The 24,611-nt window shown below is 73.9% G+C and carries 24 protein-coding genes; 16 read left to right on the forward strand and 8 right to left on the reverse strand.

The window, feature by feature from the left end:
• The first annotated feature begins 30 nt into the window (after positions 1–30).
• Positions 31–927 carry a LysR family transcriptional regulator gene (locus PH191_RS05380; protein ID WP_274193553.1) on the forward strand — a complete coding sequence of 299 codons (897 nt, stop codon included), beginning with the start codon at positions 31–33 and terminating at the stop codon, positions 925–927.
• Between the two features lie 280 nt (positions 928–1,207).
• On the forward strand, positions 1,208–1,927 hold the full coding sequence (locus PH191_RS05385) for a YoaK family protein (protein WP_274193554.1): 720 nt from the start codon (positions 1,208–1,210) through the stop codon (positions 1,925–1,927).
• A gap of 32 nt (positions 1,928–1,959) precedes the next feature.
• Here PH191_RS05385 and lexA read toward each other — a convergent pair whose 3' ends face one another.
• The gene (gene lexA, locus PH191_RS05390; RefSeq protein ID WP_274193555.1) at positions 1,960–2,718 is read right to left on the reverse strand and encodes a transcriptional repressor LexA; all 759 of its coding nucleotides are present in this window, start codon (positions 2,716–2,718) and stop codon (positions 1,960–1,962) included.
• A 208-nt stretch (positions 2,719–2,926) separates the two neighbouring features.
• On the opposite strand from lexA, the gene PH191_RS05395 reads away from it, so the two are divergent.
• From PH191_RS05395 to PH191_RS05410, 4 genes are all read left to right on the forward strand, one after another.
• A complete protein-coding gene (locus tag PH191_RS05395) occupies positions 2,927–3,505 on the forward strand; it encodes a LysM peptidoglycan-binding domain-containing protein (RefSeq protein ID WP_274193556.1) in 579 nt (192 codons plus the stop codon).
• A 556-nt stretch (positions 3,506–4,061) separates the two neighbouring features.
• Positions 4,062–4,592 carry a transcriptional regulator NrdR gene (gene nrdR, locus PH191_RS05400; RefSeq protein ID WP_274193557.1) on the forward strand — a complete coding sequence of 177 codons (531 nt, stop codon included), beginning with the start codon at positions 4,062–4,064 and terminating at the stop codon, positions 4,590–4,592.
• Positions 4,593–4,671: 79 nt separating this feature from the next.
• Positions 4,672–7,524 carry a vitamin B12-dependent ribonucleotide reductase gene (locus PH191_RS05405; protein WP_274193558.1) on the forward strand — a complete coding sequence of 951 codons (2,853 nt, stop codon included), beginning with the start codon at positions 4,672–4,674 and terminating at the stop codon, positions 7,522–7,524.
• Positions 7,525–7,604: 80 nt separating this feature from the next.
• Positions 7,605–8,030, forward strand: a complete 426-nt coding sequence (locus tag PH191_RS05410) for a nuclear transport factor 2 family protein (RefSeq protein WP_274193559.1) — start codon at positions 7,605–7,607, stop codon at positions 8,028–8,030.
• Positions 8,031–8,109: 79 nt separating this feature from the next.
• Here the strand turns inward: PH191_RS05410 and PH191_RS05415 are convergent, their stop codons facing one another.
• Positions 8,110–8,868, reverse strand: coding sequence for an endonuclease/exonuclease/phosphatase family protein (locus PH191_RS05415; RefSeq protein WP_274193560.1), 759 nt, complete (start codon positions 8,866–8,868; stop codon positions 8,110–8,112).
• Positions 8,869–8,924: 56 nt separating this feature from the next.
• Here PH191_RS05415 and PH191_RS05420 point away from each other — a divergent pair, with 56 nt between their 5' ends.
• From PH191_RS05420 to PH191_RS05450, 7 genes are all read left to right on the forward strand, one after another.
• On the forward strand, positions 8,925–9,518 hold the full coding sequence (locus PH191_RS05420) for a nucleotidyltransferase (RefSeq protein ID WP_274193561.1): 594 nt from the start codon (positions 8,925–8,927) through the stop codon (positions 9,516–9,518).
• A gap of 60 nt (positions 9,519–9,578) precedes the next feature.
• Positions 9,579–10,310: a HipA family kinase gene (locus tag PH191_RS05425; RefSeq protein ID WP_274193562.1), complete on the forward strand. Its 732-nt coding sequence runs from the start codon at positions 9,579–9,581 to the stop codon at positions 10,308–10,310.
• The gene (locus PH191_RS05430; RefSeq protein WP_274193563.1) at positions 10,307–10,699 is read left to right on the forward strand and encodes a DUF3037 domain-containing protein; all 393 of its coding nucleotides are present in this window, start codon (positions 10,307–10,309) and stop codon (positions 10,697–10,699) included. The genes PH191_RS05425 and PH191_RS05430 overlap by 4 nt, the downstream gene beginning before the upstream one ends.
• A 111-nt stretch (positions 10,700–10,810) precedes the next feature.
• Complete coding sequence (gene ppsA / locus PH191_RS05435; RefSeq protein ID WP_274193564.1) at positions 10,811–13,195, forward strand: phosphoenolpyruvate synthase; 2,385 nt, start codon at positions 10,811–10,813, stop codon at positions 13,193–13,195.
• Between the two features lie 47 nt (positions 13,196–13,242).
• Positions 13,243–14,196 (forward strand): esterase-like activity of phytase family protein, encoded by a 954-nt coding sequence (locus PH191_RS05440; protein ID WP_274193565.1) that lies wholly within the window; start codon positions 13,243–13,245, stop codon positions 14,194–14,196.
• Positions 14,197–14,247: 51 nt separating this feature from the next.
• Positions 14,248–15,150, forward strand: coding sequence for a patatin-like phospholipase family protein (locus tag PH191_RS05445; protein WP_274193566.1), 903 nt, complete (start codon positions 14,248–14,250; stop codon positions 15,148–15,150).
• Complete coding sequence (locus PH191_RS05450) at positions 15,147–16,352, forward strand: CynX/NimT family MFS transporter (protein ID WP_274193567.1); 1,206 nt, start codon at positions 15,147–15,149, stop codon at positions 16,350–16,352. Before PH191_RS05445 ends, PH191_RS05450 begins: the two co-directional genes overlap by 4 nt.
• 6 nt (positions 16,353–16,358) lie before the next feature.
• Here PH191_RS05450 and PH191_RS05455 read toward each other — a convergent pair whose 3' ends face one another.
• Positions 16,359–17,093 carry a TetR/AcrR family transcriptional regulator gene (locus tag PH191_RS05455; protein ID WP_274193568.1) on the reverse strand — a complete coding sequence of 245 codons (735 nt, stop codon included), beginning with the start codon at positions 17,091–17,093 and terminating at the stop codon, positions 16,359–16,361.
• Between the two features lie 65 nt (positions 17,094–17,158).
• On the opposite strand from PH191_RS05455, the gene PH191_RS05460 reads away from it, so the two are divergent.
• A complete protein-coding gene (locus tag PH191_RS05460; protein WP_274193569.1) occupies positions 17,159–17,554 on the forward strand; it encodes a VOC family protein in 396 nt (131 codons plus the stop codon).
• A gap of 34 nt (positions 17,555–17,588) precedes the next feature.
• A complete protein-coding gene (locus PH191_RS05465) occupies positions 17,589–18,077 on the forward strand; it encodes a GNAT family N-acetyltransferase (protein ID WP_274193570.1) in 489 nt (162 codons plus the stop codon).
• Between the two features lie 10 nt (positions 18,078–18,087).
• Here the strand turns inward: PH191_RS05465 and PH191_RS05470 are convergent, their stop codons facing one another.
• The 5 genes from PH191_RS05470 to PH191_RS05490 all read right to left on the reverse strand — a co-directional run bounded on the left by PH191_RS05470 (position 18,088) and on the right by PH191_RS05490 (position 23,303).
• Positions 18,088–20,160 (reverse strand): prolyl oligopeptidase family serine peptidase, encoded by a 2,073-nt coding sequence (locus tag PH191_RS05470; protein WP_420791752.1) that lies wholly within the window; start codon positions 20,158–20,160, stop codon positions 18,088–18,090.
• Between the two features lie 159 nt (positions 20,161–20,319).
• Positions 20,320–21,168 (reverse strand): alpha/beta fold hydrolase, encoded by an 849-nt coding sequence (locus tag PH191_RS05475; RefSeq protein WP_274193701.1) that lies wholly within the window; start codon positions 21,166–21,168, stop codon positions 20,320–20,322.
• Positions 21,169–21,388: 220 nt separating this feature from the next.
• Positions 21,389–22,201: a PadR family transcriptional regulator gene (locus PH191_RS05480; protein WP_274193572.1), complete on the reverse strand. Its 813-nt coding sequence runs from the start codon at positions 22,199–22,201 to the stop codon at positions 21,389–21,391.
• 92 nt (positions 22,202–22,293) lie between these two features.
• Positions 22,294–22,551, reverse strand: a complete 258-nt coding sequence (locus PH191_RS05485) for a DUF6295 family protein (RefSeq protein ID WP_274193573.1) — start codon at positions 22,549–22,551, stop codon at positions 22,294–22,296.
• Between the two features lie 5 nt (positions 22,552–22,556).
• Complete coding sequence (locus tag PH191_RS05490) at positions 22,557–23,303, reverse strand: dienelactone hydrolase family protein (RefSeq protein ID WP_274193574.1); 747 nt, start codon at positions 23,301–23,303, stop codon at positions 22,557–22,559.
• Between the two features lie 172 nt (positions 23,304–23,475).
• Between PH191_RS05490 and PH191_RS05495 the strand changes: the two genes are divergently transcribed.
• On the forward strand, positions 23,476–24,603 hold the full coding sequence (locus PH191_RS05495) for a baeRF2 domain-containing protein (RefSeq protein ID WP_274193575.1): 1,128 nt from the start codon (positions 23,476–23,478) through the stop codon (positions 24,601–24,603).
• The last annotated feature ends 8 nt before the right edge of the window (positions 24,604–24,611 follow it).

The following is a 24,611-nucleotide window of genomic DNA, read 5'->3' on the forward strand; positions in this document are numbered from 1 at the left end:
CAGGGTCCGCGGCAGCCGTAGGCTCGCGGGGTGCGGTACGACCTCCTCGACCTGCGGTTGTTCCGCGCCGTGGTCGCCGAGGGGTCGATCACCGCCGGCGGCGAGCGGCTGCACCTGAGCCTCCCGTCGGCCAGCGCGCGCATCCGGGCGCTGGAGCACCACGCCGGCGTCGCCCTGCTCGAGCGCGGGCGCCGCGGGGTCCGGCCCACGCCGGCCGGCATCGCCCTCGCCCGCCACGCCGGTGAGGTCCTCGACGACCTGGTCCGGCTCGAGGGCGCGGTCGCCGGGTACCGCCGGCCGGCCGGGACGCCGCTGGTCCTGCTGGCCGGCAGCTCCCCGATGCGCCGCCTCGTGCCGCGGGCGCTCGTCACGTTCCTCGTCGCGCACCCCGACGTCGACGTCGTGACCCGCGAGCGCCGCAGCGCCGACTCGGTCCGCGCTCTCGCCGACGGGGAGGCCGACCTGGGGGTGGTCATCGCCGACGCGCGCGACGCCCCTCCCCGCGCCGAGGACAGGCTCGCCGACGACTCGCTGGTGGTCGTGGGGCCGACCGACGGGGTCCTGGCGGGCCGCGACGCGATGACCTTCCCGGAGGTCGCCGAGCACCCACTCGTCGGGCTCGAACCGGACGCGCCCCTCACGCGCACGTTCGAGGCGAACCTCGGCGAGCACGCCCCGGTCGCCCGCTACCGCGGCCGGGCCGTCGACCTCGGGACCGTCGTCGACCTGGCCGAGGCCGGGGTCGGGCTCGCCGTCGTCCCGCGCCACGTCGTCGACCCCGCGCGGGCGCTCGCGGTGTGCGAGCTCGCGGAGCCGTTCGCCCGGCGGACGCTCGTCCTGCAGCGCGGCGCCCGCCCCGGCCCGGGCGTCGACGAGCTCGCCGAGCACCTGCGTCGGGCGGCGCAGCAGCCTCTGTCCCCGACGTAGGCAGGCCTCCGGGATCGCGCATGGTGCGGGATCGACGGCGGGACGACGCTCCAGGCATGTCGCGACACCCGGAACCGAGCCCGGTCGTCCTCGAGCCCGCCGTCCTCGCCGCCGTCCGCGGGGCGCTGCCGGCGCTGCTCGTGCCCGTGGTCCTCCTCAGCGGGCTGGTGGCGTCGCGCGGCGGCTCGGCCGAACGCTTCGGGGGGATCGGCGTGTGCGTCGTGGTGCTCCTCGTCGCTGCGGTGCTCGTGGCGGCGGGCGTCCGGCGAGGATGGCGGTCATGCCCGCATCGCGCGCCGGATCGCTCGTCTCCGGACCGGCCCACGGACCACTCCCCGCCCTGCTGCTCGTCATGACGGCGGCGACCGGGCTCGTCGACGCCGTGAGCGTGCTCGGTCTCGGCCGCGTCTTCGTCGCCAACATGACCGGCAACATCGTCTTCCTGGGCTTCGCGGTGGCCGGGGCACCCGGCTTCGCCTTGGCGGCGTCGCTCGCCGCGCTCGGCGGGTTCCTGGTCGGGGCCCTGGCCGGCGGTGCGCTCGCCACGTCCCGGGCGCACCGTCGGGGTCATCTGCTGCGCGACGCGGCGCTGATCGAGACGGTGCTCCTGCTCGTCTCGGTCGGCCTGCTCGTCGGCGTGAGCGGGACGCCGTCCAGCGGGCTCGCGTCGGCGGTCGCGGCGCTCGCCGCCATCGCCCTCGGGCTGCAGAACTCCGCCGTCCGCCGCCTCGGTGTCCCCGACCTGACGACGACGGTGCTCACGATGACCCTCACCGGGATCGCCGCGGACGTGCGCACCTCGGGGCGAGCGGTGGTCACCCGGCGGGTGCTCTCGGTCGCGATGATGTTCGGCGGCGCACTGATCGGTGCCGTCCTCGTCCTGAACGCCGGGCTCGCCTGGGCGCTCCTGCCGGCCCCGGTGGTCCTCCTGGCGATCGTCCTCGTGCTCGCCGTGGTGGTCCGCCGGCCCGCGCCCTGGCAGGAGGGCGCCGCGGGCTGACACGGCTCAAAGGCGGCGGTCAGGGGCGGCGGTCAGAGGCGGCGCAGGACCGCCACGACCTTGCCGAGCACCGTGGCGTCCTCGCCCGGGATCGGCTCGAAGTTCACGTTGTGGGGCATCAGCCAGACCCGGCCGTCCCTGCGCTTGAACGTCTTGACCGTCGCCTCGCCGTCGATCATCGCGGCCACGATCTCGCCGTTGTCGGCGACGGGCTGCTGTCGGACGACCACCCAGTCGCCGTCGGTGATCGCGGCGTCGACCATCGAGTCGCCGGCGACGCGCAGGAGGAACAGCGACCCCTCGCCGACCAGCTCGCGTGGCAGGGGGAACACGTCCTCGACGGCCTGCTCGGCGAGGATCGGCCCACCGGCGGCGATGCGGCCGACGACGGGCACGAACGTCGGGGCGGGCCGGTCCGCGCGGATCTCCTCGGTGTGGTCGGCCGTGTCCGCGCCCTCGAGCTCCTCCGGCAGGCGCACGTCGAGCGCACGCGGGCGGTTGGGGTCGCGACGCAGGTAGCCCTTCTTCTCCAGCGTGCGCATCTGGTGCGCGACCGACGAGGTGGACGTCAGCCCGACCGCGTCGCCGATCTCGCGCACGCTCGGCGGGTAGCCCTGGCGCTCGACGTGGTCGCGGATGACCTCGAGGACCTTGCGCTGCCGCGGCGTCAGGCCGGGCGACGCGTCGGCGTCGGCGGGCTCGGGGAACGGGTGCACCCGCGCGGGGACGACGGCGTCGGCCGTGGCCCCCGACTCCTCGGGCCCGCGTGGGCCCTGGGGCGTACGTGCCATGACCGTGTCCTTTCCGATGTCGTGTCCGGCGTCGAAGGGACGCCGCGCCCGCGTGGCGGGGTTGCGCTGCGAAGTTAGCGCCGAGGACCGACGGGATCAAACACGTGTTCGAACGACACGCCGGGCGATCCGTCGACGTTGTCGGGGGTCGATGCTAGACATCGCACACGCGTTCGATCGAACGCGTGTGCGAGGCGAGGAGGTCGACATGTCCGTGGGGACCACCGGTGCGCGGGACCGTTGCGACGTCGAGGTGTCGGGTCGGGGGACGGGGTCCGCGGGGCCCGCCGGGCCCATGGGCCGGTCCGCGGCGCGCCCGCAGCCCGCGGGGACGCGCCCGGCGCGCCCCGAGGACGCCCGGGGCCCGGTGCGCCCGGCCGGTCGGCGCGGCCCGGCCGTGCTGCCGCCCGCCCGCCCGCGGGTCGCCGGTGGCGGCGCCACGCCCGCCCGTGCCGCCCGTCCGGTCGAGGCCCTGGTCGCCTCGGCGGTGCTGCGGCGCCGACGGATCGTGGCCGTCGCGGTCCTCGGTGTCGTGCTGGGGGTGCTGCTCGGCGTGCTCGTCGGGTTCGTGGTGCCGCTCGCCGGGGCCGCCGCTCCCGCCCCGTCCGGCACCACGGTCACGGTCGTCGGCTCCGGCGAGTCGCTGTCCGACGTCGCGGGCCGCGTCGCGCCCGGGTCCGACGCGGACGCGGTCGCCGGCCGGATCCGCGAGCTCAACGAGCTCGACGGTTCCGCCCTCACGCCCGGGCGCCCCCTCGTCGTGCCGGCCGCCGCGGCCGCGGGGTGAGGCCGGTCGCCGCCGGGGCTCCGTGCGCCCGGCGACCTGCGGCGGCGTGCCACGCCGCCCTCCGGTGGGCGCGGACGTCCGCGTGATCAGGCCGTCCTCGCGGTCGTCGTCGGTGTCTCCGACGGCCGTCAGCGCGGCCTGATCGCACGGCGACCGGACACGTCCGGGGGGCGCCGCACGCCGTCATCACCCACTCGGGCACCGGCCGTCCCGCCTCCGCCCGCCCGTCCGGGCCCGACGTCCGCTCGGCGCCCGGGCCCGCGTGGGCGGGCCGGGGAGTTGCGTGGCGCGTCCGCGCGTCGCTACCGTCCCACCCCAACATCTAGTGGTTACACTGGTGTAGTTAGTCCACAGCTTGTGCACACGGTGATCAGACGCTCCACAGGGTCATCCACCGCACGACGGTGGTCGATCCACGGGTGAGGGCCTTCGATCCACGGATCGGGACCGGTGATCCCCAGCTCCGTCCCCAGGGACGGGGTGGGGGCCGGGTCCCGGTGCGGGGGTTGGGGACAACTCCGCCGGTGGCCGCGCGACGAGGGAGGGGGGTGTCGGCATGCGGTGTCCGTTCTGCCGGAACACCGATTCCCGCGTCGTCGACTCGCGTGAGGCGGACGAGGGTCAGGCGATCCGGCGCCGCCGGTCGTGCTCGTCGTGCGGCAAGCGCTTCACCACCGTCGAGGAGCCGGTGCTCGCGGTCGTCAAGCGCAGCGGGGTCACCGAGCCCTTCAGCCGGGACAAGGTCGTGCGCGGCGTGGCCCGCGCCTGCCAGGGGCGCCCGGTCGACACCGACGCCCTCGCGCAGCTGGCGCACCGGGTCGAGGAGTCGGTCCGCGCGTCGGGTACCGCGGAGGTGCCCAGCCAGGAGGTCGGCATGGCGATCCTGGGGCCGTTGCGCGAGCTCGACGAGGTGGCCTACCTGCGGTTCGCCAGCGTCTACCGGAACTTCTCGTCGGCGGCCGACTTCGAGGCCGAGATCGCGGACCTGCGCGCCACGCGGGCCGGCGGTGTCGGGGGTCGGGGCGACACTGCGGGGACGACGGGGGACACAGCCGGGACACCGGCCGGAGCACGGGCCGAGGACTAGCGGTCGCAAGAACAGGGACGGGTCGGAGCGTGGGGAAGCGCCGCCGGAACGTCGGGGAACGAACAGAGGGATGACATCGATGACCGAGACCGTCGGCACCACGTCCGAGGAGTCGGGCACAGCTGCGCCCCGGCGCGGCCTGACGATCGAGCGTGTCCACACCACCGCGGGGGTCCACCCCTACGACGACGTGGTCTGGGAACGCCGTGACGTGGTGATGACGAACTGGCGCGACGGCTCGGTCAACTTCGAGCAGCGCGGCGTCGAGTTCCCGCAGTCCTGGTCGCTCAACGCGGTCAACATCGTCACCAGCAAGTACTTCCGCGGCGCGCTGGGCACCGAGGCGCGCGAGTCGAGCCTGCGCCAGCTCATCGACCGCGTGGTGGGCACCTACACCGAGGCCGGCACGCGGCACGGGTACTTCGCCACCCCCGCCGACGCCGAGGTGTTCTCCCACGAGCTCACCTGGATGCTGCTGCACCAGTACTTCAGCTTCAACTCGCCGGTGTGGTTCAACGTCGGCACCAGCTCGCCGCAGCAGGTCAGCGCCTGCTTCATCCTCTCGGTCGACGACACCATGGAGTCGATCCTCAACTGGTACCGCGAGGAGGGGCTGATCTTCAAGGGCGGCTCCGGCGCCGGCCTGAACCTCTCGCGCATCCGGTCGTCGAAGGAGCTGCTCTCCTCGGGCGGCACCGCGTCGGGCCCGGTCTCGTTCATGCGGGGTGCCGACGCGTCCGCCGGCACCATCAAGTCCGGCGGCGCCACCCGCCGCGCGGCGAAGATGGTCGTCCTCGACGTCGACCACCCCGACGTCGCCGAGTTCGTCGCCACCAAGCGCGACGAGGAGCGCAAGATCCGCGTGCTGCGCGACGCCGGGTTCGACATGGACCTCGGCGGGTCCGACATCGCCTCGGTGCAGTACCAGAACGCGAACAACTCGGTGCGCGTCTCCGACGAGTTCATGCGCGCGGTGCAGTCCGGCTCGGAGTTCGGCCTGCGGGCGCGGATGACCAACGAGGTGATCGACACCGTCGACGCCACGCAGCTGTTCCGCAGCATGGCCGAGGCCGCGTGGGAGTGCGCCGACCCGGGCCTGCAGTACGACGACACGATCAACGACTGGCACACCTCGCCGGAGTCGGGGCGCATCACCGCGTCCAACCCGTGCTCGGAGTACCTGCACCTGGACAACTCCAGCTGCAACCTCGCGTCGCTGAACCTCATGAAGTTCCTCGGCGACGACAACGCGTTCCGCGTGGACGACTTCGTGCGCTCGGTCGAGCTGGTCATCACGGCGATGGACATCTCGATCTGCTTCGCCGACTTCCCGACGGAGGCGATCGGCGACACCACGCGCGCGTTCCGCCAGCTGGGCATCGGCTACGCCAACCTCGGTGCGCTGCTGATGGCCACCGGCCGGGCCTACGACTCCGAGGGCGGCCGCGCGCTCGCGGCGTCGATCACCTCGCTGATGACCGGCGCCGCCTACCGGCGCTCGGCCGAGCTCGCCGGCGCGGTCGGCCCCTACGAGGGCTACGCCCGCAACGCCGACGCCCACCGCCGGGTCATGCGCAAGCACGCCGCGGCCAACGACGCGATCCGCACGGTGCACCGCGAGGACGCCCGCGTCCGCGACGCGGCCACCCGCGAGTGGCAGCACGGCCTCGAGGTCGGGGCGCGCGACGGCTGGCGCAACGCCCAGGCCAGCGTGCTCGCCCCCACCGGCACCATCGGCTTCATGATGGACTGCGACACCACCGGGGTGGAGCCGGACTTCTCGCTGGTCAAGTTCAAGAAGCTGGTCGGCGGCGGCTCGATGCAGATCGTCAACCAGACCATCCCGCGCGCGCTCGACCTCCTGGGCTACCAGCCCGAGCAGAGCGAGGCGATCGTCGAGTACATCGCCGAGCACGGCCACGTCATCGACGCCCCGGGCCTGCGCCCCGAGCACTACGAGGTGTTCGACTGCGCGATGGGCACGCGCTCGATCGCCCCGATGGGCCACGTGCGGATGATGGCCGCGGTCCAGCCGTTCATCTCCGGCGCGATCTCCAAGACCGTCAACATGCCCGAGCAGGCGACGGTGGCGGACATCGAGGAGATCTACTTCGAGTCCTGGAAGCTGGGGCTCAAGGCGCTCGCGATCTACCGCGACAACTGCAAGGTCGGCCAGCCGCTGTCGACGGGCAAGACGAGCGGCAGCACCACGGAGGCGACCACCGGCAAGGAGGTGGCGGCCGCCGACCACCGGCCGGTCCGCCGGCGGCTGCCCAAGAAGCGGCCGAGCCAGACGGTGTCGTTCACCGTCGCCGGTGCCGAGGGATACATGACCGCCGGCAGCTACCCCGACGACGGCCTCGGCGAGATCTTCGTCAAGATGTCCAAGCAGGGCTCGACGCTGGCCGGCGTCATGGACGCGTTCTCCATGGCCATCTCGATCGCGCTGCAGTACGGCGTCCCGCTGGAGACCTACGTCTCCAAGTTCGTCAACATGCGCTTCGAGCCGGCGGGCATGACCGACGACCCGGACGTCCGCATCGCCACCAGCGTCGTCGACTACCTGTTCCGCCGCGTCGCGCTCGACCACCTGCCCTACGAGAAGCGCGCCCAGCTGGGCATCTTCTCGGCGGACGAGCGCTCGGCCCAGGTCGCGGCCACCGATTACGGCACCGGCGCCCCCGCGGCCCCGGCGGCGGACCCGGTGGACGTCGAGTCGCTGCGCACGTCGCTGGACATCTCGACGGAGAAGCCCGAGGCCCCGGACCGCCGCCGGGCCGACGTCTCCGTCGGCAGCTCCACCGAGCTGCTCGAGCTGCAGCAGGGCAAGGCGGCCGACGCGCCGCTCTGCCTCACCTGCGGCACGAAGATGCGGCCCGCCGGCTCCTGCTACGTCTGCGAGGGCTGCGGCTCCACCAGCGGCTGCAGCTAGACCGTCCGCTCCCCGGCCCCGCCAGGGGCGCCCGGCCGCACGGCTGCCGGGCGCCCCTCGCGGCGGGGTACGTTCGCCGCGTGTCCCGTGATCACGAGGGTGAGCAGGCGAACAAGGACCGGGTCGCGGCGGCGTTCGAGGCCTGGGCGGCAGGGACGGGAGGCCCGTTCGACCTCCTCGCCGACGACGCCACCTGGACGATCGTGGGCAACAGCCCGGTCTCGCGGACCTACGGCAGCAAGGCCGAGTTCATCGGGACGGTGATCGAGCCGTTCAACGCCCGCATGTCCGAGCCCCTCGTGCCGTCCGTGCGCCACCTGTTCGCCGACGGCGACTGGACGATCGTCCTGTTCGACGCGCAGGCCACGCGGCGCGACGGCGCGCCCTACCGGAACACCTACACCTGGTACCTGCGCTTCGGGGCCGACGGCGCGGTGGCCGAGGTGATCGCCTTCTTCGACACCATCGAGTTCACCGACCTCTGGCAGCAGGTCGACCCCGCCTGACCAGGCGAGGGGTGCAGCGAGGGACGCCCCGCGTGCCTCCCACGCAGCGAGGGCGACCCTCGCTCCCGGACTCGCGAGATCAGCCGGCGGGCACCACGGTCGCCGAGAGGGCGCGGTGATCGGAGAGCGGCGGGTGGTGGACGGACGGGGCGGAGGCGACGACGCCCCGGCCGAGCAGGTGGTCGATCTGGCGGCGGGGGGCGTCGGCGGGGAAGGTCCGCCCGGTCACCAGGCCCTGCAGCCCGCTGGAGAAGCGGGCGCGCCGGGGGCCGAGGTTGAGGTCCCCGGTGACCACGACCGGCCCGGCGCCGCGCAGGGCACGGGCCAGGTGCCGCAGCTGGACGAGGTTCCAGCCCGGGATGAAGGTGAGGTGCGTGGTCACGACGGTGACCGGGCCGTGCGGCCCCTCGATGCGGGCGGCGACCGCGGTCCGCGGCTCGTCGCGCACCCACACGAGCTCCCGCGGGTGACCGAGGAGCAGCGGGACCCGTCGGGGCAGGCGCGGCAGGGGCAGGACCCGCCACTCGGTCACCGGCAGCCGCGAGAGCAGCGCGATCCCGTACGCCGGGGTCTCGCCGGGATCGGTGACCGGCGACGGCTCCCAGTCGCCGGGCACCCCCAGCAGGGTGGAGGCGAAGCGGTGCTCGACGGCGCCCATCGCCTCCGCGGCCACGGCGGTGAGGTCGGCGCCGCCCGACCGCGGCTGGGCACGGTCGACCTCCTGGAGCCCGAGCACGTCGACGTCGAGTTCCTTCACCGCCTCGGCGTAGCCGTCGACGTCGGCCGGCCCGGTGGGCGTGGCGGCGCCGTGCAGCACGTTCCAGGTCCCCAGTCGCACGGGCCCAGGGTGCCCGCCCGGGTTCGTCGCCGATCAGCTCGGGTAACGAAACCGGGGTGAGCGCACCCCACGAGCCCGAGCACCCACCCGCCGGTGCCGGGCGGCGCGAGGCGCTCAAGCGCGTCGCGGTCGCCCTGCGCGGCGGCGGTGTGGGCTTCGCGCTGGCGGGCGGCTACGCGGGGTGGGCCCTCGGCGGGCCGGAGCCGGAGAAGGACGTCGACTTCGTCGTCGTCGAGGCCGAGGCAGAGAAGGCGGCGACGGTGCTGGCCGAGGCCGGGCTCGACGTGCACCATCCGCCCGAGGACTGGCTGTTCAAGGTCCACAGCGACGGCGCCCTGGTCGACATCCTCTTCCGCCTCGCCGGCGAGAGCGTCGACCAGGAGCTGCTCGGGCGGGCGACCGAGCAGGAGGTGCTCTCGGTGGCCATGCCCGTCGTCAGTGCCACCGACCTGATCATCGGCAAGCTCGCGGCGCTCAACGAGCACGCCTGCGACCTGGCCAAGGTGCTCCCCACCGCACGCGCCCTGCGCGAGAAGATCGACTGGGAGCGCGCCGAGGTCGCGACGGCGTGGAACGACATCGCCGTGGCCTGCCTGTTCCTCCTGCGTCGGATCGGGGTGGCTCCTGATGGGCTCCGCCCTCGTGAGTGATCCGGGTCGCCGGGACGACCCGGATCATTCACGTGGGCGCAGCCCATAGAGGATGAGCGCGTGTCCGACCTGCGCCGGGTCACCGCCACCCGGTACGTGACCCCGCTGCGCGAGGGCGGGTCGCTGCCCGGGCTGGTGGAGGCCGACGACCTCGGCACCTACGTCGCGAAGTTCACCGGGGCGGGCCAGGGCCCGAAGGCGCTCGTCGCCGAGGTCGTGGCCGGCGAGATCGCGCGGCGCCTCGGGCTGCGGGTGCCGGAGCTCGTCGTCCTCGACGTCGACCCCGTGATCGCCCGCGCGGAGCCGGACTGGGAGGTCCAGGAGCTGCTCGCCCGCAGCGGCGGCCCCAACCTCGGCATGGACTTCCTCCCCGGTGCCCTCGGGTTCGACCCGGTCGCGCACCGCGTCGACCCGCTCGAGGCGTCGCGGGTGCTCTGGTTCGACGCGTTCGTCGAGAACGTCGACCGCTCCTGGCGCAACCCCAACCTGCTGCGCTGGCACCGCGAGATGTGGCTGATCGACCACGGGGCCTGCCTGTACTTCCACCACTCCTGGGCACGGGCTGCGTCGGTCGTCGCTCGCCCCTACGACCTGGCGGACCACGTCCTCGCCCCGGCCGCGACGGCCCGCGCCGAGGCCGACGCCGAGCTGTCGGGGCGCGTCGACGAGGCGATGCTCACCGACGCGGCCGCCCTCATCCCCGAGGAGTGGCTGGACGACGTGGCGCCCGAGGACTACGTCGAGCACCTGCTCGCCCGCCTCGCCGCCCGTGAGGCGTGGGTGCCGCGATGAGCCGGGAGACGGAGCGCGACACCTTCGAGTACGCCCTGCTGCGCGTGGTGCCCGACATCGAGCGCGGCGAGCTGGTCAACGTCGGCGTGCTGCTCTACTGCCGGCACCGCGAGCACCTCGCCGTCCGGACCCACCTCGACGCCGACCGCCTGCGCGCCCTCGCCCCGTCGGCCGACCTCGAGGCGGTGCGCGACGCGGTGGCCGCCTGGGAGGGCGCGGTGCGCGGCGAGGGTCCGGCCGGCGTGCTGTCGGCGGGGGAGCGCTTCCGCTGGTTGATCGCCCCGCGCAGCACCGTCCTGCAACCGGGTCCGGTGCACACGGGGCTGACCTCGGACCCGGACGCGGAGATCGAACGCCTGCTCGCCCGGCTGGTCCGCGCGCCGTCCTGAATCGCTCCGTTGTTTCCCTCGGTGCCCCGAGGGGGGAGTCCTCCCGCCGATCGGTCCTGCGCCGCCGTGACGGGAACGGTGGCGCGACCGACCGCGACGGAGGAGGACACGGTGGCGGACGAGGTCCGGTGGCTGGAGACGGTGGGATCCGGGGACGTCGAGGAGGTCGGGGGCAAGAACGCCTCGCTCGGTGAGCTCATCGGCAACCTCGCCGAGGTGGGCATCCGGGTGCCCGGCGGGTTCGCGACGACGGCGTCGGCCTACCGCTCGTTCCTCCAGGTCAACGGCCTCGACGAGCAGATCGCGACCGTGCTCGGTGAGCTCGCGGACGGGAAGCGGGAGCTCGCGGACGCGGGGGCGGCGATCCGCGGGCTCTTCGACACCGCCGAGTTCCCCGAAGCCACGGCCGAGGCGATCCGGTCGGCGTACGCCGAGCTGGGCGAGCGCTACGAGACCGACGACGTCGACGTGGCCGTGCGCTCGAGCGCCACCGCCGAGGACCTGCCCGACGCCAGCTTCGCCGGCCAGCAGGACACCTACCTCAACATCACCGGGGCGGACGCGCTGCTCGCGGCCTGCAAGGACTGCTACGCGTCGCTGTTCACCGACCGCGCCATCAGCTACCGCGTCGAGCAGGGCTTCGAGCACACCGACGTCGCGCTCTCGATCGGCGTGCAGAAGATGGTGCGCTCCGACCTCGGGTCCGCCGGCGTCATGTTCACCATCGACTCCGACACCGGCTTCCCCGACACCGCGATCATCAACGGCGCCTGGGGCCTCGGCGAGAACGTCGTCGGCGGCGAGGTCACCCCGGACCAGTGGACGGTCTACAAGCCGTTCCTCGACCGGGAGGAGCTGACGCCGATCCTGGCCCGGACCGTCGGGGCGAAGGAGCGCAAGCTCGTCTACACGGACTCGGGCGACGAGCCGACCACCAACGTCGACACCGACGACGAGGAGCGCCGCGCGCTCGTCCTCGACGACGACGAGGTGCTCACGCTGGCCCGCTGGGGCGTGACGATCGAGCAGCACTACGGGCGACCCATGGATGTCGAGTGGGCCGAGGACGGGCGCACCGGCGAGCTGTTCGTCGTCCAGGCCCGCCCCGAGACCGTGCAGTCGCGCGCCGGCGCCGGGACGCTCTCGACGTTCCACCTCGACGAGACCGGCGAGGTGCTCGTCTCCGGGCTCGCGATCGGCCAGGCGATCGCCGCGGGCGAGGTCCAGGTGATCGCGTCGGCCGACGACGTCGACTCGTTCGAGGACGGCAAGGTGCTGGTCACCGAGATGACCGACCCGGACTGGGTGCCGATCATGAGGCGCGCCGCCGGGATCGTCACCGACCGCGGTGGCCGCACCTCGCACGCCGCCATCGTCAGCCGCGAGCTCGGGGTGCCCGCCGTCGTCGGCACCCAGGACGCCACCGAGCGGCTCGCCGCGGGCCGCGAGGTCACGCTGTCGTGCGTCGAGGGCGACGAGGGGCACGTCTACGACGGGATCCTCGCGTTCTCCGAGCGCGAGCTGGACCTCGAGTCGGTGCCCGGGACGAGCACGCGCGTGATGATGAACATCGGCAGCCCCGCGGCGGCGATGCAGTGGTGGCGCCTGCCGGCGCACGGCATCGGGCTCGCGCGCATGGAGTACCTGGTCAACAACGTCATCCAGGCCCACCCGCTGGCCCTGCTGCACCTCGACGACGTGGAGGACGACGACGCGCGGCAGCAGATCGAGGAGCTGACCGCGGGCTGGCCGGACAAGGCCGAGTACTTCGTCGACCACCTCGCCCGCGGGATCGCGACGATCGCCGCGTCGCAGTACCCCGAGCCGGTGGTCGTGCGCCTCTCGGACTTCAAGACCAACGAGTACGCGGGGCTCCTCGGCGGCAGGCAGTTCGAGCCCGAGGAGGAGAACCCGATGCTCGGGTGGCGCGGGGCGTCGCGCTACTACAGCGACGACTACAAGGAGGCGTTCGCGCTGGAATGCCGCGCCCTGGACCGCGTGCGCACGTCCATGGGCTTCTCCAACGTCATCGTCATGGTCCCGTTCTGCCGCACGCCGGAGGAGGCCGACCGCGTCCTGGAGACGATGGCGGAGTTCGGGCTCGAGCGGGGCCGCGACGACCTGCAGGTGTACGTCATGGCGGAGATCCCGTCGAACATCCTGCAGGCCGACGAGTTCGCCGACCGCTTCGACGGCTTCTCGATCGGCTCGAACGACCTCACCCAGCTCACCCTGGGGATCGGCCGCGACGACGACCGGCTCACGCACCTGTTCGACGAGCGCAGCCCCGCGGTGAAGAAGATGATCACGATGCTGATCGAGGCCGCCCACGCCAAGGACCGCTACGTCGGCATCTGCGGTCAGGGTCCGAGCGACCACCCCGACCTCGCCGAGTTCCTCGTCGAGCAGGGCATCGACTCCATGTCGCTCAACCCCGACAGCGTCCTGACGGTGATCGAGCGCGTCGCGGAGGCGGAGTCGCGGCGCGACGGCTGACCGAGAGATGTCAGCGCCACGCACTCGGGTGCGGGAACGTGGATCGCATGCTCAAGGTGGTGGCGGCGCTGCTCGTCGCTCTGGCCACCGCGACGGGGTGCAGCGGGGCGCCCGCCGTCCAGGTCGCCCCGCAACCCTGCTCGCCCGCCGTCGCCATCACCGGTTTCTCCGACGCCCTCGACGGCGCCACGTACGGCGCACGGCGGACCTACCCGCTCCTCGGGCTGTCGGGGCTGGCGGTCGACCGGGACGGGTCGCTGCTCGCCCTGGGCGACCGCTCGGTGCTGTTCACACTCGACCCGCGGTCCCGGGAGCCGCGCGCCGCGACGCCACTGGCGGACGGGGCGGGCGAGGCCCTCGACGCCGAGGCCCTCGCCGTCGACGCCGACGGCACGCGTCTCGTCGCGTCGGAGGCCCCGCCGGCGGTCCTCCGGTTCGACACCGACGGCCGGCTGGTCGGCCGCCTCGACGTGCCCCCGGACCTCGCCGCCCGGGCCGCGCGCAACGACGCCCTCGAGGGCGTCGCCGTCCTCGCCCCCGAGCGGGTCGTCGCCGCGATGGAGGGCCCGCTCGCCGGGGACGACCCGGGCGTGCGCCGGTTCCCGACCTGGACGAGCGGTGCGCCCGGCCCCACGTACTCCTACCGGCCCGACCCCGGCCTCGACGTCGCGGAGCTCGCGGCCACCGGCGACGGCCGGCTGCTCGTCGTCGAACGGGCCTTCACCCGGGGCGTCGGCAACACCGTGCACCTCGTCCTGGCCGACCCGCGCGGTGACACCCTCGTCCGGACGCCGCTCGCCGACCTCGGCGCCTGCCCGGACCTCGGGGCCACGTCACAGCAGGTGCAGGCGAACCCGCTGCTCGACAACATCGAGGGGATGACGGTGCTCGGGCGCACGCCGGACGGGGCCCTGCGGGTGCTTCTGGTCAGCGACGACAACCAGAACGCCGAGCAGACGACCCGGCTCTACGACCTCGAGGTTCGCCTGCCGCCGGCGTGATCTCCGGAACCCGCCCGTGCGCGTCGGCGCCATGCGGTGGAAGGTGTCGCCGTGACCGAAGACGCTCACCCCGGCCCCATCCGCGCCCTCGTCCTCGGGGGAGGGGGACTCGCCGGCATCGCCTGGGAGGTGGGCGTCCTCGTCGGCCTCGCCGAGGGCGGCGTCGACCTGTCGCTGGCCGACCGCGTCGTCGGCACCTCGGCCGGCTCCGTCGTCGGGACCCTGCTGACCACGGGCGTGGACCTCGCCGCCGTGCACGAGGAGCACCTCGCCGGTGCGGCGTCCGACAGCTCCGGCCCGCCCGCGACGCTGGACATGGAGGCGCTCGGGGCCCAGCTCGCCGCCGCGATGGACGGCGCCCGCGACGCGGGGGTGATGCGGGCGCGCCTCGGCGCCTGGGCGCTCGCGGCGGACACCCCGCCCGAGTCCGAGCGGCGCGCGATCATCGAGGCCCGCCTGCCGGTGAAGGAATGGCCCCGGACGGACCTGCGGATCTCCGCGGTCGACGCGGAGACCGGGGAGCTGGCGGTGTTCACCCGCGACGCCCGCGTCGAGCTGGTCGACACCGTGGCGGCGAGCTGCGCCGTGCCCGGCATCTGGCCGCCGATGACGGCGGCGAAGCGGCGCTACATCGACGGGGGTGTCGCGTCGGTCGTGCACGTGGCCCGTGCCGACGACGACGGCTTCGAGATCCAGGGGGCGGCCGACCGCGTGCTCGTCGTCGCCCCGCTCGACCCGCCGGCGGGCGGGCCGTTCCGCTCGGTGACCCAGGAGATCGAGCAGCGGCAGGAGAGCCACCCGGACACCCGGGCGCTCGCGATCCTCGCCGACGAGACCTCCCTCGCGGCGTTCGGCACCAACGTCCTCGATCCGTCGACCATGCCGGCCTCGGCGCGGGCGGGACGGGCACAGGGCCAGGCGTGGGCCGACGAGGTCGCCCGGCTCTGGTCGTGAGCACGCCCGTCGCCACCGCGACGACGGCGCGGCGCGGCGGCGCCTTCGCCGCGTTCGCCGTCCTCCTGCTCGCGGCCAACCTCCGTCCCCCCGTCGTCGGGGTCGCGCCGCTGGTCGACCAGGCGCGCGACGACCTCGGCGTCTCGAGCGGCGTCGCCGGGCTGCTGACCAGCCTCCCGGTCCTCTGCTTCGGTCTGCTCGCGCCGATCGCGCCGCGCCTCGCACGTCGCTGGGGACTCGAGCGCCTGATGGTGGCGGCGCTGCTCGTGCTCACCGCGGGCATCGCGCTGCGCCTGGTGGACGCGCTGGCGGTCATCCTCGTCGGGAGCGTGCTGGTCGGGACCGCCATCGCGGTGGGCAACGTGTCGTTGCCGACGCTGGTCAAGCGCGACTTCCCGCACCGCACCGGCGCGATGACCGGTGCCTACTCGATGGTGCTCACCGGTGGCGGGGCGCTCGCCGCCGCCGTCACCGTGCCCCTGCAGCGCGTCACGGGCCTCGACTGGCGGTACACGCTCGGGCTGTGGGGCCTGCTCGCGCTGGTGACGCTGGCGGTCTGGGTCCCCCGCGCACGCCGTCGCACGGTGCCGTCGAGCCCGGTGGGGGAGGCCGCGGCGATGCGTCGCGGGCTGATGCGCGACCCGCTGGCCTGGCAGGTCACGCTGTTCATGGGCCTGCAGTCGCTGCAGTTCTACGCGACGTCGGCGTGGATCCCGACGATCTACGTCGACGCCGGCCGCAGTCCCGCCGAGGCCGGCCTGCTGCTCTCGCTGGCCGGGATCGTCGGGCTCGTGTTCTCGGCGACGATGCCCTCGCTGGCGATGCGCCGCCCCAGCCAGAGCGCACTCGTCACCGTCACCTGCCTGTTCTACATCGCCGGCTACGCGGGGCTGATCCTCGCGCCCGGCACGCTGCCCGCGCTCTGGATGGTGCTGCTCGGCGTCGCGCAGGGTTCGAACATCGCCCTCGGACTCCTGCTGATCACCCTACGCTCGCCGGACACCGCGCACACCGCCGAGCTCTCGGCCATGGCCCAGGGCATCGGCTACACGCTCGCGGCCGTCGGCCCCTTCGGTCTGGGCGCGCTCCACGACCTCACCGACGGGTGGACGGTCCCGCTCGTGGTGATGGCGGTGCTCGTGGTGCCGACCATCCTCATGGGCATCGGCGCCGGCCGCGACCGGCACGTGCTCACTCCCTGATCCCCCTCACCCGATCATCGCGGCCAGCCCGTCGAGCGCCCGCTCCAGCCCGAAGCGCCACGCGCGGTCGGGATCCCGGGCCGAACCCTGCGCGGCGCCGGCGGCGGCGCCGACCCGGGTGGCGCGCGGAAAGCGCTCGGGGTCGAGCACCTCGGCGAGCACCGGGGCCCGCGCGGCCCACCAGGCGGCGTCGTCGGAGGATCCGTCGTCGGTCCCGGTGGTTGGGAGCGCCGCGGCGCGGGTGACGTCGAGCAGGAAGGTCAGCGCGGCGTCGCGGTCGACGTCGTCGAGGTCCTCCAGATCGTCGAAGGCCGCCAGCTCGTGCTCGTACTTCGCGGTCTCGCCGGGGCCGAGCACGGGACGCCGGGGGTCGACGCGCGCCGCCCACGGGTGCGCGCGGTAGAGCGCGCGGTTCTCCTCGGCCACCGCCGTGAGGCGCTCGCGCCAGGGTCGACCGGCGGTGTCGCGGCGCGGCATGGCGGCGTAGGCGGCGTCGAGGACGAGGTCGGCGAGCTCGTCGCGCCCGGGGACGTAGGTGTAGATGGTCATCGGCGCGACGCCGAGATCGGTGGCCAGCGCGCGGATCGTCAGGCGCGCCAGCCCGTCCGCGCCGCCGGCGTCGGCGAGCGTCGTGGCGGCGCGCACGACCGCGTCGAGGTCCAGACCGCGCCGGGGACCGCGGGTGGCCGGGGGAGCGGTGCGCCACAGCAGCGCGAGCGTGCGGGCGGGGTCGGCGCTCATCGGCGACACCCTCTCACTTTTTCGTGTACAACGTACGGTGTACAGCGTACGGAGAAAGAGGGTCCATGAAGATCAGTGCGTCCGCCGTCTCCCTCAACGTCGCCGATCCCGAGGTCTCGGGGGCCTTCCTCGTCGAGCACTTCGGTTTCGAGCAGGCCATGGCCGCCGACGGCTTCGTGTCGCTGGCCCGTGAGGACGCCGGCATGTCCGTCGTCTTCCTGCGCACCGGGCTGGAGTCCCTGCCCGTCGACCAGCGCGACGAGCACGCCGCCGGGCTGATCCTCGCGTTCGTCGTCGACGACCTCGAGGGCGAGCTGGCCCGGCTCGAGTCCGAGGGCGTGGCGATCACCATGCCGCTGACGCCCGAGCCCTGGGGCGAGCGCGCGTTCCAGGTGCGCGACCCCAACCGCGTGATCGTGCAGCTGGTCGACTGGAACGGCGAGGTCGCGCCGGGCTACTGATCACCGACGTCGGGGCGCTCGGCAGGATGGGGACGTGGAGATCGTCCTGACCGCCGTGCGCCCCGACTCGCCCGACGGGCTGACCGCCCTGCGGGCCTACGCCGGTGAGCTCGCCCGCCGCTGGCCGGAGAAGGCGCCCGAGCCGACGTGGTCGCAGCAGTTCCTCGCCGACGACCCCCTGGCCCTCGCCCCACCGGCCGGGGTCCTCGTCGTCGCGAAGCAGGGCGAGCGGGTCGTCGCCTGTGCGGGCCTGCGCTTCGAGGGGGTCGACGTCCCGCCGGGCGCGGGCGAGATCAAGCGCATGTGGGTCGACCCCGAGGTGCGCGGCCAGGGCCTGGCCACGCGCCTGCTGCACCACCTCACCGAGCTCGCCCGGGAGGCCGGACTGCGTCGGCTGGTGCTCGACACCGCCGACGACCTCCTCGAGGCCCGCGCGCTCTACGCCCGCGAGGGCTTCGTCGAGACCGAGCCCTACAACGCCAACCCCTACGCCGCCCACTGGTACACGCGCGACCTCTGGTGATCGGCTGCCCTCAGCCCACCTGCCGCCAGCAGAACTCGAAGACGAGCGCCCACTGGAAGGCGCGCTGGGCGTTGTCGGCCGCGCCGCCGTGGCCGCCCTCGATGTTCTCGTAGTACTCGACGTCGTGGCCCTGCTCGCGCATCCGGGCCACGGCCTTGCGGGCGTGGGCGGGGTGGACGCGGTCGTCGCGGGTCGAGGTCGTGACGAGCACCGGCGGGTAGGCCTCGTCGGCGCGCAGGTTCTGGTACGGCGAGTACTGCGCGATCCACGCCCATTCCTCGGGCTTGTCGGGGTCGCCGTACTCGGCCATCCACGACGCCCCGGCCAGCAGCAGGTGGAACCGGCGCATGTCGAACAGCGGCACCATCACCACGATCGCCCCGAACAGCTCCGGGTAGCGCGTCAGCATCACGCCCATGAGCAGGCCGCCGTTGCTGCCGCCGTGGATGGCCAGCTGCGACGCCGTCGTGATCCCGCGCTCGACGAGGTCGCGGGCGACGGCCGCGAAGTCCTCGTACGCGCGGTGGCGGTGCTCGCCGAGCGCCGAGGTGTGCCACGTCGGCCCGTACTCACCGCCGCCGCGGATGTTCGCGACGACGTAGGTGCCGCCCCGCGCGAGCCAGCCCCGTCCGATGATCCCGCTGTAGCCCGGGGTCAGGGCGATCTCGAAGCCGCCGTAGCCGGTCATGAGCGCGGGGCCCGGGGTGTCCGCGACCCGGCCGACCACGAAGTACGGCACCTGGGTGCCGTCGTCCGAGGTCGCGAAGAACTGCCGGACCTCGAGACCGCTCGCGTCGAAGCGCGCGGGCGCCGTGCGCAGGACCTCGGGCTCCGGGTCGGTGTCGCGCCCCAGCTCGCCGCGCAAGAACGTCGAGGGCTGCGTGTAGCCGTCGGTGTCGAGGAAGTACTCGTCGCTCTGGTCGGGGTCGACGCCGATGAGGTCGACCGAGCCGAGATCGGGCCCGGCGGGCAGCTCGCGGCGCGCCCAGTCCTGGTCGGGGGTGAGCACCTCGAGACGGGTGACGACGTCGGTGAGGACGGCGAGCACGAGGTGGTTCTTCGTCCAGGCGTGGTAGCCCAGCGAGCGGCTGGGGGTGGGGGCGAAGAGCACCCGCGCCGACCGGTCGCCGGCCAGGTAGCCCTCGAAGTCGAAGCAGAGCAGCGAGCCGGCGGCGTGCTCGACGCCCTCCAGAGTCCAGGGCGAGCGCGTGCGCACCAGCAGCCAGCTGCGCTCGACGTCGGTGTCGGAGTCCGGCGGCACGTCGAGGAGCACCTGCGTCCCGTCCGGGCGCAGGAGGTACTCCTCGGTCGTGTGGAAGTCGGGGCTGCGCCCGACGAAGTCGCGCTCGAAGCCCGGGGTGTGGTCGTGCGAGGCGAAGGCCGACACGTCGGTCTCGTCGGCGGTGAACACGACCTCGGCCTCGGCGACGGGCTGACCGCGACGCCAGCGGCGCATCACCCGCGGATAGCCCGACGTCGTCTGCGAGCCGGGCCCGAGGTCGGTGCCGACGAAGACGGTGTCGGCGTCGATCCACCCCACGCGGCTCTTCGCCTCGGGCAGCGTGAACCCGTCGGTGACCCAGCTCTTCGAGGCGAGGTCGAACTCGCGCACCACCGTCGCGTCGGCGCCCCCGCGGGAGAGCTGGACGAGGGCGCGGTCGTAGTCGGGGAAGCGGACGGCGGCGCCCGCCCAGACCCAGTTCTCGTCCTCCTGCGCCGCGAGGGCGTCGAGGTCGAGCAGCAGCTCCCAGTCGGGGTCGCCGGTGCGGTAGCTCTCGAGCGTGGTGCGCCGCCAGAGCCCGCGGGAGTGCTCGACGTCCTGCCAGAAGTTGTAGAGCAGCGCGCCCCGGCGTCGCACGTAGGGGATGCGGTCGTCGGCGTCGAGCACCGCGCGCAGCCCGTCGCGGAGCTCGGTGAAGCGCCCGCCCCCGGTGAGGACGTCCAGCGACTCGGCGTTGCGCTCCTTCACCCAGGTCAGCGCCTCGTCGCCGGTGACCTCCTCGAGCCACAGGTAGGGGTCGTCGGGGGTCCCGTCCGGGCTGGCGGTGGTCGCGGGGGAGCTCACGCGACCATCCTCACCCATCGCCGGACCCCGACGCTCGTGGGTGATCTGGTGTTCGCCCACGGAGGACGGGGAGGCGGCCGACTCGCAGCGGAAGCTTCGGAAACCGAAGCATCTCCACGAACGACCCCGTGAGCGCGACCACCGGAGGGCGGCCGCTCACGGCAGGTGGCACGACGACTAGTCGTCCCGCCCGTGACGCAGGAGCTCGCGCCACTCGGCAGCGCTCCAGTGCGCGGGGGCGGTGCCGGCGAGGAAGGTGCGCAGCGCGCGCAGGACCTCGCCCGGGTGGGTGTGGAACGGGAAGTGCCCGGCGCCCTCGAACACCTGCAGCTCGCTGCCGGGCATGGCGTCGTGCGCGAGCTGCGCGTGCTCGACCGGGACGATCATGTCGTCGGACCCCCACAGCAGGAGCGTCGGCATCCCCGCGGTGAGGTAGCAGCGGTCGAGCATGGTGACCACCTGACCCCGCCAGTCGACGACGGCCCGCAGGGTGCGCAGGAACGCGCTGCGGCTGGTGGCGTCGGGGAGGGCGTCGACGAGCCGGACGAGGTCCTCGGCGTCCCGGCCCAGCGGGTGGTCGAGGCGGGTGAGCGCCCACATCACCGCCTCGGTCTGCGTGCGCATGCCGGGCAGCCCCAGCATCCCGAGCACGAGCTGCGCGCCGGGCAGCGAGGCCGCGCGCAGGGCCGGGCTCACGGACTGGGAGACCCCGCCGGCGCCGATGAGCACGATCCGTTCGGTGCGTTCGGGGTACTGGTAGGCGAACTGCATGGCCACGCCGCCGCCGAGCGAATGCCCGACGAGGGTGGCGCGGTCGACGTCGAGGACGCCGAGCAGGTCGCGCATCCCGTTCGCGTACGCCGCGACCGAGTAGTCGCCGCGCGGCTTGTCCGAGCCGCCGTGCCCGAGCAGGTCGGGGGCGAGGACGGTGTGGTCGCGGGCGAGGTCGTCGAGCAGGGGACCCCACGTCGACGAGTCGTCGCCGATCCCGTGGATGAGCAGCAGCACCGGACCGGAGCCGGCCATCCGGAACGCACGGCGGTACCCGTGCACGGTCCGGTACTGCAGGGCCCATCGCTCGCCCGGCACGTCCCGCAGGACGGGGCCGGGCGAGGGGGGTCCGGACGGCGGGCGGCGGAGCAACACGGCCGGTCCTCCGACCTCCTCGGTCTCGTCGTCAGCGGGACCGGAAGCATAGGGGCGCGGTGTGACGCGAGATCACCCCCGTGTTGCCGCCACGTGACGGTCACCCGGCCGTGCCCGTCTCGCTCCCGCTCGGGTCGGTGTCGCCGCCCGGGGTGGCCGGCTCGCCCGCGGGTTCCCCGGCCAGGAGCAGGTAGAGCCGGCGACGGGTGTCGTCGAGCAGGCGGACCGCCTCGGTCACCTGCTCCTCACGCCCGACCTGGGCGACCTGGGAGACGGCGCCCATGACGAGGCCGACCGACTCGCGCAGCGCGCCGAAGCCGTCCTCGGCCGCGGCGGTGTTCCACACGGCGTCGAGCTCCTCGCGGTGCTCGTCGACGTAGGTGCGGCCGGCGTCGGTCAGGTGGATCACCGACCGGCCCTCGGCCTTCTCGGTGCGCACCAGGCCCTCGTCGGCCAGCTGCGACACCGTCGGGTACACCGAGCCCGGGCTGGGGCGCCAGGCCCCACCGGAGCGCTCGGCGATCTCCTGGATGATCTGGTAGCCGTGCATCGACTCCTCGGCGAGCAGCGCGAGGACCGCCGTGCGCACGTCACCGCGCGCCCGTCGTCCTCGGCCGCCGCCGCGCGGGCCGCCGAAGCCGCCCGGACCGCCGAAGCCACCACCCGGTCCGCCACCGGGGCCTCCGAAGCCCCCGGGGCCGCCGAAGCCCGGCCGCCCGAAGGGGCCGCCCCGCTTCCCGCGGCGGAACCGCTCGCGGGGATCGCCCGCGTCTCCACCGAACATCGCCGCGCGGGCGAACCCGCCGTGGCGACGCCGCTCGCGGCCGTGGGGGCCGTGGCTGTGGTGTCCGTGCGGGCCGTGCCCGCGTTCTCCCTCGTCCCGGCGCTCGCCGGGCGTCTCGTGGGTCGTCATGTCGCTCCTCCTTCATTGTTCGATCGCGACACGCTTACGATATATCGCGACTGTCGTCAACGCAAGGCGCTCGAGGAGGAGCGGGAGGGGTCCTAGTGGTCGGCGGCGCGCTCCACCGTGACCGCGAGGGCAGCGAGCAGCTCTTTCGCCGAGTCCAGGCTCAGCTCCACCGCGACGCGAGCGCCCGGGCCCCGGCCGGGGTTGAGGAAGTCGATGTTCACCGTGTGCTCGTCGGGCGCGTGGACGGGGTGGTCGTAGTAGACGGTGGCGGTCTCGAGCGGGAACCAGCCGTCGGGGCCCTTGCCGCTGGACTTCGTCAGCGCGCGCTTCTCGGTGCTGTAGGTGCACATGCGGTTCACGCCCCCAGGTGCCGTGCGAGGAAGTCGCGGATGCGCTCCCAGCCGTCGACGGCGGCAGCCTGCCGGTAGCTGGGCCGGTCGACGGAGAAGAACGCGTGCCCGGCGTCGTCGTACCGGTGGAACTCGTAGGTCTTGCCCGCCTCCCGGAGCAGCTTCTCGAGCTCGTCGACCTGGTCGGGGGAGGGGTGCGCGTCCTCGTTGCCGAACAGGCCGAGCAGCGGCGCGCGCAGCTCGGGGATGCGGTGGCCGAACGGGCTGACCCGCAACGGGAACCCCTCGGGCGGCGCACCGACGACGAAGGCGCCGTAGCAGTCGATCGCGGCCTGGAGGTCGACCTCGATGCCCGCGAGGACGGCCTGGCGTCCACCGGAGCAGAACCCGATCGCGCCGACCCTCCCGTTGCTCGTCGGCAGGGAGCGCAGCCAGCGCGCGGCGCCGGCGGCGTCGCCGACGAAGCGCTCGTCGGGCACCCCGCCCTGGGCGCGCGCGGTGGCGGCGGCGTCGTCGGGCGCGGCGCCCGGGGCCTCGCGCGTGTAGAGGTTCGGGCAGATCGCGTGGTGGCCCATGGTCGCGAACCGGCGCGTGATCTCCTTGGTCGCGGCGTCGTAGCCGGGCATGTGGTGGATGACGATCACGCCGCCGCGGGGCCTGCCGTCCATCGGCCGCGCCGTGTAGGCCTCGATCTCGTCGTTACCGTGGCCCCGGATGCCGATCGTCTCGGCCAGGACCGCGTCGTGCTGCATGTGCGCTCGCTCTCGTGGGTGCGTGCCCGTGTGCCGGCTCCCGCCGGTCGCCGGGAGCGCACCGCTCACCCCCTCATCACGCATGCGGGAGGGGGCGAGAGGGTAGGTCGAACGATAAGGAAGTCGACGTTCCCGTCCCACCCCGGGACGGGTGGAGCAGGAGGAACACCGGATGGACCTGTCGCGTACTCGAGACATCTTCGAGCGGCCGGGGCCGTTCGCGACGGTCTACCTGGAGGCCGTGCAGGCCGGCGAGAACTCGGCCAAGCAGGTCGAGCTGCGCTGGCGCGACCTGTCGAGGCAGCTCCAGCAGGCCGGCGCCGACGACAAGACCGTCGCCGCGCTGGACGAGGAGCTCGGTGGCGAGCGCGCCGGCTCGATCACCGAGGTCGGCCGGGTCCTCGTGGCCTCGGCCGACGGCATCCTCTTCGACGACGAGGTCGAGGCCGTCGACGCCGCGGGCGACATCGCCGTGTGGTCACCGCTGCCCGAGCTCGGGCGGTACTACCGCAGCCAGACCGGCTCGGTGCGCGTGCTGCTCGCCGTGGTCGACCAGACCGGCGGCGACATCTACCAGGTGATCGCCGACAACAGCGAGGGCGCTCGCGAGCTCTCCGAGGAGACCGTCAAGGGTCAGGCGATCGAGACCGTCCACAAGGCCCGCGGCGGCGGCGTCGGCAACCGGACGCGCCAGAACCGCCACGAGATGGCGTCCTACGAGAACGCGGACGCGGTCGTGAAGGGCCTGCGCAGCGCCGCCTCGCAGTTCCGGCCCGAGGTCATCGTCATCGCCGGCGAGATCCAGGGCCGCTCGGCGGTGCGCCAGGAGCTCACCGGGGACCTCGCCGACATCACCCGCGAGATCGAGGCCGGTAGCCGCGCCGCCGGCGCCTCCGAGGACGCGCTCGAGGACGCCCTGCTGACCGTCACCGGCGAGATCGCCACCGAGCGCGAGTCGGCCGTGCGCCAGCGCTTCGAGGAGGGCAAGGGCCACGCCAACGCGGTCGAGGGCCTCGAGCCGGTGCTCGAGGCCGCGCGGACCGGCGCGGTCGACACGCTCCTGCTGGTCGACGGGCAGGAGGTGCCGGGCGAGCTCTACGCGGGGTCGTCGCCGGAGGCCATCTCCACCGACCCGGCGAACCTCGCCGAGATCTCCGACACCGAGCCCGTCGCCCGGCCCGCGGAGCAGGTCCTGCTGCGCGCCGTCGGTGCCCTCGGCGGCCAGGTGCAGGTCCTCGGCGGCGGCACGTCGCTGCAGGACGGCGTCGGCGCGATCCTGCGGTTCCCCACCGGGAGCTGATCGGACCA

Origin of the sequence: Actinomycetospora callitridis, from assembly GCF_028737265.1 — a bacterium.
In the GTDB taxonomy this organism is placed as follows: domain Bacteria; phylum Actinomycetota; class Actinomycetes; order Mycobacteriales; family Pseudonocardiaceae; genus Actinomycetospora; species Actinomycetospora callitridis.

Excerpts from the sequence above, each read along its gene's own strand:
- PH191_RS05480 (WP_274193572.1), bottom strand. The coding sequence starts at position 22,201 with ATGACGACCCACGAGACGCCCGGCGAGCGCCGGGACGAGGGAGAACGC.
- PH191_RS05405 (WP_274193558.1), top strand. The coding sequence starts at position 4,672 with ATGACCGAGACCGTCGGCACCACGTCCGAGGAGTCGGGCACAGCTGCG.
- PH191_RS05460 (WP_274193569.1), top strand. The coding sequence starts at position 17,159 with ATGAAGATCAGTGCGTCCGCCGTCTCCCTCAACGTCGCCGATCCCGAG.
- PH191_RS05495 (WP_274193575.1), top strand. The coding sequence starts at position 23,476 with ATGGACCTGTCGCGTACTCGAGACATCTTCGAGCGGCCGGGGCCGTTC.
- PH191_RS05455 (WP_274193568.1), bottom strand. The coding sequence starts at position 17,093 with ATGAGCGCCGACCCCGCCCGCACGCTCGCGCTGCTGTGGCGCACCGCT.
- PH191_RS05490 (WP_274193574.1), bottom strand. The coding sequence starts at position 23,303 with ATGCAGCACGACGCGGTCCTGGCCGAGACGATCGGCATCCGGGGCCAC.
- nrdR (WP_274193557.1), top strand. The coding sequence starts at position 4,062 with ATGCGGTGTCCGTTCTGCCGGAACACCGATTCCCGCGTCGTCGACTCG.
- PH191_RS05430 (WP_274193563.1), top strand. The coding sequence starts at position 10,307 with ATGAGCCGGGAGACGGAGCGCGACACCTTCGAGTACGCCCTGCTGCGC.
- PH191_RS05440 (WP_274193565.1), top strand. The coding sequence starts at position 13,243 with ATGCTCAAGGTGGTGGCGGCGCTGCTCGTCGCTCTGGCCACCGCGACG.
- PH191_RS05395 (WP_274193556.1), top strand. The coding sequence starts at position 2,927 with ATGTCCGTGGGGACCACCGGTGCGCGGGACCGTTGCGACGTCGAGGTG.
- lexA (WP_274193555.1), bottom strand. The coding sequence starts at position 2,718 with ATGGCACGTACGCCCCAGGGCCCACGCGGGCCCGAGGAGTCGGGGGCC.
- PH191_RS05475 (WP_274193701.1), bottom strand. The coding sequence starts at position 21,168 with ATGGCCGGCTCCGGTCCGGTGCTGCTGCTCATCCACGGGATCGGCGAC.
- PH191_RS05385 (WP_274193554.1), top strand. The coding sequence starts at position 1,208 with ATGCCCGCATCGCGCGCCGGATCGCTCGTCTCCGGACCGGCCCACGGA.
- PH191_RS05470 (WP_420791752.1), bottom strand. The coding sequence starts at position 20,160 with ATGGGTGAGGATGGTCGCGTGAGCTCCCCCGCGACCACCGCCAGCCCG.
- PH191_RS05485 (WP_274193573.1), bottom strand. The coding sequence starts at position 22,551 with ATGTGCACCTACAGCACCGAGAAGCGCGCGCTGACGAAGTCCAGCGGC.